Origin of the sequence: Aeromonas sp. A35_P (assembly GCF_002259925.1) — a bacterium.
GTDB lineage: Bacteria > Pseudomonadota > Gammaproteobacteria > Enterobacterales > Aeromonadaceae > Aeromonas > Aeromonas dhakensis.
Window position 1 is genome coordinate 1 of the sequence record NZ_NEVB01000074.1, and the last position, 8025, is coordinate 8025.

Consider the following 8025-nt stretch of genomic DNA (forward strand, 5'->3'; position numbering starts at 1 on the left):
TCTTGCCAACCTGCCCCTATTCACTCTGTTCGCGACACGACAAGGTAGGCTATGAACCGCTTCGTTATCGCTGACCCCAAGCTTTGTATCGGCTGTGGCACCTGTATGGCGGCCTGCAGCGAGGTACACAAGGCGCAAGGTTTGCAACAAGCCCCCCGTTTAACCGTTATGCGACACGAGCAGGCGACCATGCCGGTTCAGTGCCGTCACTGTGACGATGCCCCCTGCAGCAAGGTGTGCCCGGTCGAGGCAATTCGCCAGACCGGCGATTGCGTGCAACTCAACGAGTCGCTCTGCATCGGCTGCAATCTCTGCGCCGTGGCCTGCCCCTTTGGCGCCATCCAGAGCGGCGGCAGCCGTCCGGTGGCCGTGGCCACAAGTTACGACACCTATATCCCCTGCTCCATCCGCTCCAGCAACCCCTCCACCTCCGCGGGCCTGCGCTGCTTTGGCGAGGATCTGCTGAGCTGGGAGCCGGGGGTGCGCAGCATCGCCGTCAAATGTGATCTCTGTGAATTTCGCTCCGACGGCCCCGCCTGTGTCGATGCCTGCCCCTCCCAGGCGCTGAAGCTGGTCAATGACGGCGACACCGAACGCGCCGCTCGTATCCGTCGCCAGCAAGCGGCCGACACCCACCCGCAAGGGGCCTCCGCCTTCTCGGCGCCCGCCAAGGCAACCCCTGCCTCCGATTTATCCACCACAGAGGGAGCGTACTGATGTTGTCCCCCCTTGTTATGGCCACGCTCCTGCTCTTTTTGCTGGGCACCGCCGCCGGTCTGCTGCTGCAAAAGCTGCCCGCACTGGCCAACCGCCTCAACAGCGGCCTTGCCCTGCTGGGCTCGCTCGCGGGTCTGGTCGCCGCCATCCAGATCTTTGCCCAAGGCGCCCCCGTCGACGGCCAGCTCTGGCTGCTGGGTTCGGTTCACCTAGATATGCTGGCCGCGCTGATGCTGCTGGTCATCAGCACGGTCGGCGTCGCCGTCGCCCTCTACTCCTTTGCCTATATCCGCGAATATCAGGGCAAGGGGGATGTGGCCATCGGCGCGCTGATGAACCTCTTCCTCTTTGCCATGGTGGGCATGGTGCTGGCCGACAACGCGCTCGGTTTCTTGCTCTGCTACGAGCTGGTGACCCTCACCACCTACTGGCTGGTCAAGACCAACCCGGAAGCCGCCAAACAGAGCCGTCTCTACTTGGTGATGAACCATATCGGCATGGCGCTGGTGCTGATCGCCTTCTGGCTGCTCTGCCGCGACAGCGGTTCGCTGGAGTTCGCCGCGCTGCGCGAGCACCATCTGGCGGGCGCTTTGGCCTCTCTGGTGTTCCTGCTCAGCTTCTGCGGTTTTGGCCTGCGCGCCGGTTTCGTGCCGCTGCACGGCTGGCTGCCGGTGGCCGAGCCTGTTGCGCCGTCCCATATCTCGGCGCTGATGTCTGGCGTGATGGTCAAGCTGGGTCTCTTTGGTATCTTGCGGGTCAGCATCGATTTTCTCGGTGCCAGCCAGCTCTGGTGGGGCTATATGGTGCTGATCTTCGGTGCCTGCTCGGCAGTGCTCGGGGTGCTGTTTGCGCTGGCCGAGCACGATCTCAAGCGGCTGCTCGCCTACCACACGGTGGAGAACATCGGCATCATATTGATGGGGATGGGGATCGGCATGATCGGCATCGCCAACCAGCAATCGGCACTGGTGGTGCTGGGGCTGCTCGGCGCCCTCTATCACCTGCTCAACCACGCCATCTTCAAGAGCCTGCTGTTTATGGGCACCGGCTCGGTGATGTTCCGCCTGCACACCCGTGATATGGACAAGATGGGGGGACTGGCCAAGCTGATGCCCTGGACCGCGCTGGCGTTCCTCATCGGCGCCATGGCCATCTCGGCACTTCCGCCGCTGAACGGTTTTGTCAGCGAGTGGTTTATCTATCAATCGCTCCTTTCCATGACCAAGCTCGGCACCTCTGTGGTGGCCCCGCTCGCGGTGGTGATGCTGGCGGTGACCGGCGCCATGGCGGTGATGTGTTTCGTCAAGGTGTACGGCATCTGCTTCTGCGGCGCACCGCGCAGCGAACACGCGAGCCACGCCCGCGAAGTGCCGGGCGCCATGGTGGCAGGCACCCTGCTGCTGGCCGCGGTCTGTCTGGTGCTGGGTCTGGGCGCCCCCTGGATTGCCCCCCATATCGCCAGCTACGGCCAGGCGCTGGTCTCCACTCAAGTCACGAGCCAGATAAGCGTGGCCACCGGAGCGACCCTGCTGCCACTCGACAGCAGCCAGGCGATCCTCTCCCCGCCCGTTATCGCCATCACCTTGCTGGGACTGTTCCTCATCCCGCTGCTGGTACTGGCCGTCTTCAAGGGACCCAAGCTGGGTCGTCGTCACGCCGGCACCCCGTGGGCCTGTGGTTACGCCTATGAGGAGCGCATGAGCCTTACCTCCGGCGGTGTCACCCACACCTTGCGCCAACTCTGCGCACCGCTCTATCGCAAGCAGCCGCAGCTCGATCTGGCCAGCGCCCTGCACGGGGTGAGCGCCTCCCCTTCTACCGCTGGCTGGTTCTTGCACGGCCTTGTGCTGGCGCTCTTTATCCTGATGGCTGTAGGAGTCTGATATGCCTGTTCTTGAAATGCCGAGCTGGGGCATGGTTGCCCTCGCCCTGACCCAGGCCATCGCCATGCTGGCGCTGGCGCCGCTCGCCACCGGTTTCAACCGGGTGCTGCGGGCCAGGATGCACTCCCGTCAGGGGCCGGGCCTGCTGCAGGATTACCGGGATATCGCCAAGCTACTGCGCCGTCAGGAGGTGACCCCCGAGCCTGCCGGCATCATCTTCAACCTGATGCCTGCGCTGCTGATCGCCGCCCTCTTGCTGGTGGGGATGGCGCTGCCGACCCTGACTCACGAGTCCCCCTTCCCCATCGCCGGGGATCTCATCACCGACATCTACCTGTTCGCCATCTTCCGCTTCTTCTTCTCCCTCTCCGGGCTCGACAGCGGCAGCATGTTTGCAGGGATCGGCGCCCGCCGCGAACTGACCCTCGGCATTCTGGTAGAGCCCATTCTGGTGCTCGCCTGCTTCATCATGGCGATGATGGTGGGCAGCTCGGATCTGGGCAACATCAGCAGCTATGTCGCGACCCAGCCGCTGGCCGCGCCGGTCGCTACCCTGCTGGCGGGCGCCGCCTGCGCCTTCGCGGTGTTTGTCGAGATGGGCAAGCTGCCCTTTGACTGCGCCGAAGCCGAGCAGGAGCTGCAGGAGGGGCCGCTCACCGAGTATTCCGGTGCGGGGCTGGCCCTGCTCAAGCTCAGCATGGGCCTCAAACAGCTGGTGGTGGTGCAGCTCTTTCTGGTGATCTTCCTCCCCTTCGGCAAGGCGGCCAACTGGAGTCTGCCTGCGCTCATCGGCGCGGCGTTGATCCTCGCCTGCAAGCTGCTGGTGGCCTTTGGGCTTGCCGGCATCATCGAAAACACCATGGCCCGTACCCAGTTCGTGCGCACCCACAGGCTCACCCGCTACGGCTTGGGACTGGCCCTGCTGGCGCTGCTCGCCTATCTGGTCGGGATCTGAATCATGCCCGCCAGCACAGCAACTTTTTCCGATTTCATCATTTGTGAATGCTCATTCCCGAACATTAAAGTGAGAACTGCATGACCATCGCCATTTCGGATCGCATCGGCTGCGACTACATCCAGCAGGTGCGAGCACAACTGCCCCACGCCATCGTCGACGAGGAGTGGCAAACCGCCGATCAGGCCACCATCACCGTCAAACCCACCAGTCTGGTCGAGACGGCCAGCCTGATCTTCCATCAGCTGGGGGGCTGGCTTCCACTCTCCTTTGCCAATGACGAGCGCAGCCTGAACGGCCACTTCGCGGTCTACCACGTCTTCTCCATGGAGGGCGACACCAAGTGCTGGATCACAGTCCGGGTGCTGGTGGATGCCGATACCCAGGAGTACCCCTCCATCACCCCGACCATTCCGGCGGCGGTGTGGGGCGAGCGGGAGATCCGCGACATGTACGGCCTGCGCGCCATCGGTCTGCCGGACGAACGTCGTCTGGTGCTGCCGGACGACTGGCCGGAGGATATCCACCCGCTGCGCAAGGACGCCATGGATTATCGCCAGCGCCCTATGCCCACCACCGACACCGAGACCTACCCCTTCGTCAATGAGCTCGGCAGTGATGCCAACCGCATCGTGCCGGTCGGCCCGCTGCACATCACCTCGGACGAACCGGGCCACTTTCGTCTGTTCGTCGATGGGGAAGACATCATCGATGCTGACTACCGCCTCTTCTATGTCCATCGCGGCATGGAGAAGCTGGCGGAAACCCGGATGGGCTACAACGAAGTGGCCTTCCTGACCGACCGGGTCTGCGGCATCTGCGGCTTTACCCACAGCGTCGCCTACACCACCTCGGTGGAGAACGCCATGGGCATTGTGGTCCCCGAGCGGGCCAAGATGATCCGCGCCGTGCTGCTGGAGGTGGAGCGCCTTCACAGCCATATCCTCAACATCGGCCTGTCGAGCCACTTCACCGGTTTCGACACCGGCTTCATGCAGTTCTTCCGGGTGCGGGAGAAATCCATGACCCTGGCCGAGCTGCTGACCGGCGCCCGCAAGACCTACGGCCTCAACCTGATTGGCGGGGTACGCCGCGACATCTTCAAGGAAGATCGCATCAAGGGTGCCCAGCTGGTGCGGGAGCTCCGTGATGAGCTCAAACCCTTGGTGGCCATGCTGCTGGATACCGCCAACATCTCCTCCCGCCTCATCGGCATCGGCAAGCTCGAGCCGCAAATTGCCCGCGATTTCAGCTGCGTCGGCCCCATGGTGCGGGCGAGCGGCTTCAAGCGCGACGTGCGCCGGGTCCACGACTTTGCCGGCTACCGCGAGCTGCCGATGGAGATCCAGACCAAGGCGGGCTGCGACGTGCAATCCCGGGTGCTGGTACGGATCCACGAGCTCTACGACTCCCTCGACATGATTGAGTTCGGCCTGGAGCACCTGCCACAGGGGCCGCTGTTGACCGAAGGCTTCACCTACCAGCCGGGCAAGTTTGCGCTGGGCTTTACCGAGGCGCCGCGCGGCGAGAACGTCCACTGGAGCATGACGGGAGATAACCAGAAGCTGTTCCGCTGGCGCTGCCGCGCCGCCACCTACGCCAACTGGCCCGCTCTGCGCTACATGCTGCGCGGCAATACCGTGGCGGATGCGCCGCTCATCATCGGCAGTCTGGATCCCTGCTACTCCTGTACCGACCGGGTCACCCTGGTCGACCCCAGGAAGGGCAAATCCACCGTGGTCTCCTACAAGGAGATCGAGCGCTACGGCATCGATCGCAAAAACTCTCCGCTGAAATAAGGGGTCATCATGATCAAGCTGTTCAAGACCATCCTCAAGGCTGGCACCCCGACCGCCAAGTACCCCTTCGCCCCTATTGATGTGAACCGGGATTTTCGCGGCAAACCGAAATATCAGGCGGATCAGTGCATCGCCTGCGCCGCCTGCACCAAGGCCTGCCCGGCCAACGCGCTGGTGATGGAAGTGGACATGGAGACCGGCGAACGACGCTGGGAGATCTCCATGGCCCGCTGCATCTTCTGCGGCCGCTGCGAGGAGGTCTGCCCGACCCGCGCCATCGCCCTCTCCCCCGAGTTCGAGCTGGCGGTGACCAACAAGGCGGATCTCTATGAGGAGGCCCGCTTCGCGCTGGCCCCCTGCACCCTGTGCGGCACCTACTTTGCCCCGAGCAAGCTGGTGGCGCTGGTGGAGGACACCCTCAAGCAGGCAGGCACGCCGCTCGCGACCCCGGAGCGACTGCACCACTGCCCCGACTGCAAACGAAAACAGAGCATGCTGAGCCAGCCTGACTCGGCCCTGATCACACCGATCGCCACACCGATGGCCGCACAACAGGAGTGGATGTGATGAGCAAGATCAAAGGCATAGAACCGGTTGTCGGCCATGCCCATACCCGCGCCGTGCCGCTGGCACAGGATCCCGAGATCACCAAACTCAAGAAGACCCTGCTCAAGGACATTCGCCGCTCGGCCTATGTCTACCGGGTCGATTGCGGCGGCTGCAACGCCTGCGAGATCGAGATCTTCGCCACCATCACCCCGCTGTTTGATGCCGAGCGTTTCGGCATCAAGGTGGTCGCCTCTCCCCGCCACGCCGACATCCTGCTCTTTACCGGCGCGGTGACCCGGGCGATGCGGGTACCGGCCCTGCGCGCCTACGGGGCGGCCCCCGATCCCAAGATCTGCATCGCCTACGGCGCCTGCGGCTGTGACGGCGGCATCTTCCACGACCTCTACTGCGTCTGGGGCGGCACCGACAAGATAGTGCCGGTGGATGTCTATATTCCCGGCTGCCCCCCCACTCCTGCCGCCACCATCTACGGCTTTGCGGTGGCACTCGGTCTGCTGGAACAGAAACTCAAAGCCACCAGCCACGAGGTGCAACCGGGTGAGCGGGTCGAGCTGCGCCACACCGGCATCCCCAATGAAATTCGGGTGATGATCGAGCGCGAAGCGCGCCGCATGGCCGGTTACCGGCAAGGGCGGATCATCGCCGACGAGTTTATGGCCCTGCTCGAAGGGGCGACCCAGCAGGATGTGGATCTGCGCATCCAGAGCTACCTCGATCAGCACGACGATCCGCGCCTGGCGGAGATCGTCAACAACCTCGCAAACGCCTGCCTCAACCGGGCGGCCGGCAAGGGAGAGGCGGTGCATGGCTGACCAGGTTTTCTTCTACCGCCTGTCGCGCAAGTTCGTCGACGAGCAGTTCGACGTCCCGGAAGAGGCCAAAGAGGTGATGTACTACAGCCTCGCCATCGGCCACCACCTCGGCATCGTCGATTGCCTGAGCGCCGATCTGGTCTGCTCGCTGACGGGATATCGCGACTGGGTAGCCAAGCTGCCAGAGGGGAGCGAGGCACGCCGCAAGATGGAGGGGTTTCTCACCTTTGGCGAGATCACCATCTATCGCGAGCACTGCCATATGCTGGCCTGCGCCTTCGACCGGCTGCGCAAGGCCGACAATCTGCTCGATGAGCAGGAGCTGGGCTGGACCAACACCTTTATGGATCAGCTCACTGCTCTCTATAACGACCCCCATATGTACCTGATGGTAAGGAGCCGCTGATGGGCTGCAATCTCGTGTTGACCGTGGGCAATGCCATGATGGGGGACGACGGTGCCGGCCCCTATCTCGCCGACAAGCTGCAAGCCGCCCCCCTGCCCGGCTGGGCTCATATCGATGGCGGCATCGCGCCGGAAAATGTGGTCCATCAGGTGCGGGAGCTGCAACCGGCGCGGGTGGTGCTGGTGGATGCTGCCGAGATCGGCGAGAAGGCGGGTACCCTGCAGGTGATCCCCCCCGAGACCATCGCCGAGATGTTTATCTTCTCGACCCACAACATGCCGCTCAATTTTTTGATCGACGAGCTCAAAACCTTTGTGCCAGAGGTGATCTTTGTCGGGGTACAACCGGCCATCGTGGCGTTCTCATTTCCGATGACCGGGATGGTGAGCGGGGCGATGGATTATCTTTACCAGCATCTTGATGCCGCCAAGGATGCCAGCTTGTTAATAGAGCGACTGGACCTGTGGAATATCACCAACGCGGAGTCAGAATATTTGCCGGCTTGTTAACAGCAGCGTTGAGTCATCCAGAAAAAGGCATATGGAAACGCCCGATGTTAAATTAATACCTGATTACCCATGATTAGCAGTCACCCCGAACTATACTGATCTTATGCACAGTTATCGAGGAGCGAGATCATGGCCAAAAGCAAAGTCCAATTCCAGAAAGGCTACAGCCTGTTTGAGCTTCTCAAGGACTATGGCACTGAAGCTCAGTGCGAAAACGCGTTGTTCACTTGGCGTTTTCCTCACGGCTTTGTCTGCCCTGAATGTGCCAACAAGACCTGTTGTCACCTGAAAAGTCGGCCACGCGTGCTGCAATGCAATCACTGCCATCACCAGATGTCATTGACTGGGAACACTATTTTCGCAAACACCAAGCT

The 8025-nt window shown here is 62.6% G+C and carries 9 protein-coding genes; all 9 read left to right on the plus strand.

Features of this window, described 5'->3' with window-relative positions; genetic code table 11:
* Positions 1-51: 51 nt before the first annotated feature.
* Positions 52-717 carry a 4Fe-4S dicluster domain-containing protein gene (locus CAK78_RS05885; protein WP_094696671.1) on the plus strand — a complete coding sequence of 222 codons (666 nt, stop codon included), beginning with the start codon at positions 52-54 and terminating at the stop codon, positions 715-717.
* Complete coding sequence (gene hyfB, locus CAK78_RS05890) at positions 717-2600, plus strand: hydrogenase 4 subunit B (RefSeq protein WP_094696672.1); 1884 nt, start codon at positions 717-719, stop codon at positions 2598-2600. Before CAK78_RS05885 ends, hyfB begins: the two co-directional genes overlap by 1 nt.
* 1 nt (position 2601) lies before the next feature.
* On the plus strand, positions 2602-3555 hold the full coding sequence (locus CAK78_RS05895; protein WP_094696673.1) for a respiratory chain complex I subunit 1 family protein: 954 nt from the start codon (positions 2602-2604) through the stop codon (positions 3553-3555).
* A gap of 80 nt (positions 3556-3635) precedes the next feature.
* Positions 3636-5354 (plus strand): hydrogenase large subunit, encoded by a 1719-nt coding sequence (locus CAK78_RS05900; RefSeq protein ID WP_094696674.1) that lies wholly within the window; start codon positions 3636-3638, stop codon positions 5352-5354.
* Between the two features lie 9 nt (positions 5355-5363).
* A complete protein-coding gene (locus CAK78_RS05905) occupies positions 5364-5921 on the plus strand; it encodes a formate hydrogenlyase complex iron-sulfur subunit (RefSeq protein WP_017408178.1) in 558 nt (185 codons plus the stop codon).
* A complete protein-coding gene (locus tag CAK78_RS05910; protein ID WP_094696675.1) occupies positions 5921-6736 on the plus strand; it encodes an NADH-quinone oxidoreductase subunit B family protein in 816 nt (271 codons plus the stop codon). Before CAK78_RS05905 ends, CAK78_RS05910 begins: the two co-directional genes overlap by 1 nt.
* Positions 6729-7142 (plus strand): formate hydrogenlyase maturation HycH family protein, encoded by a 414-nt coding sequence (locus tag CAK78_RS05915; protein ID WP_094696676.1) that lies wholly within the window; start codon positions 6729-6731, stop codon positions 7140-7142. Before CAK78_RS05910 ends, CAK78_RS05915 begins: the two co-directional genes overlap by 8 nt.
* Entirely contained in the window at positions 7142-7651 is a 510-nt protein-coding gene (gene hycI / locus CAK78_RS05920) for a hydrogenase maturation peptidase HycI (protein WP_094696677.1), read from the plus strand. Before CAK78_RS05915 ends, hycI begins: the two co-directional genes overlap by 1 nt.
* Positions 7652-7780: 129 nt before the next feature.
* Positions 7781-8025: transposase (locus CAK78_RS05925; protein ID WP_141214133.1), on the plus strand; the 245-nt coding region annotated here is incomplete at its 3' end.

Coding starts and splice junctions, on each gene's coding strand:
- hycI (WP_094696677.1), top strand. CDS start 7,142: ATGGGCTGCAATCTCGTGTTGACCGTGGGCAATGCCATGATGGGGGAC.
- CAK78_RS05885 (WP_094696671.1), top strand. CDS start 52: ATGAACCGCTTCGTTATCGCTGACCCCAAGCTTTGTATCGGCTGTGGC.
- CAK78_RS05915 (WP_094696676.1), top strand. CDS start 6,729: ATGGCTGACCAGGTTTTCTTCTACCGCCTGTCGCGCAAGTTCGTCGAC.
- hyfB (WP_094696672.1), top strand. CDS start 717: ATGTTGTCCCCCCTTGTTATGGCCACGCTCCTGCTCTTTTTGCTGGGC.
- CAK78_RS05910 (WP_094696675.1), top strand. CDS start 5,921: ATGAGCAAGATCAAAGGCATAGAACCGGTTGTCGGCCATGCCCATACC.
- CAK78_RS05895 (WP_094696673.1), top strand. CDS start 2,602: ATGCCTGTTCTTGAAATGCCGAGCTGGGGCATGGTTGCCCTCGCCCTG.
- CAK78_RS05905 (WP_017408178.1), top strand. CDS start 5,364: ATGATCAAGCTGTTCAAGACCATCCTCAAGGCTGGCACCCCGACCGCC.
- CAK78_RS05900 (WP_094696674.1), top strand. CDS start 3,636: ATGACCATCGCCATTTCGGATCGCATCGGCTGCGACTACATCCAGCAG.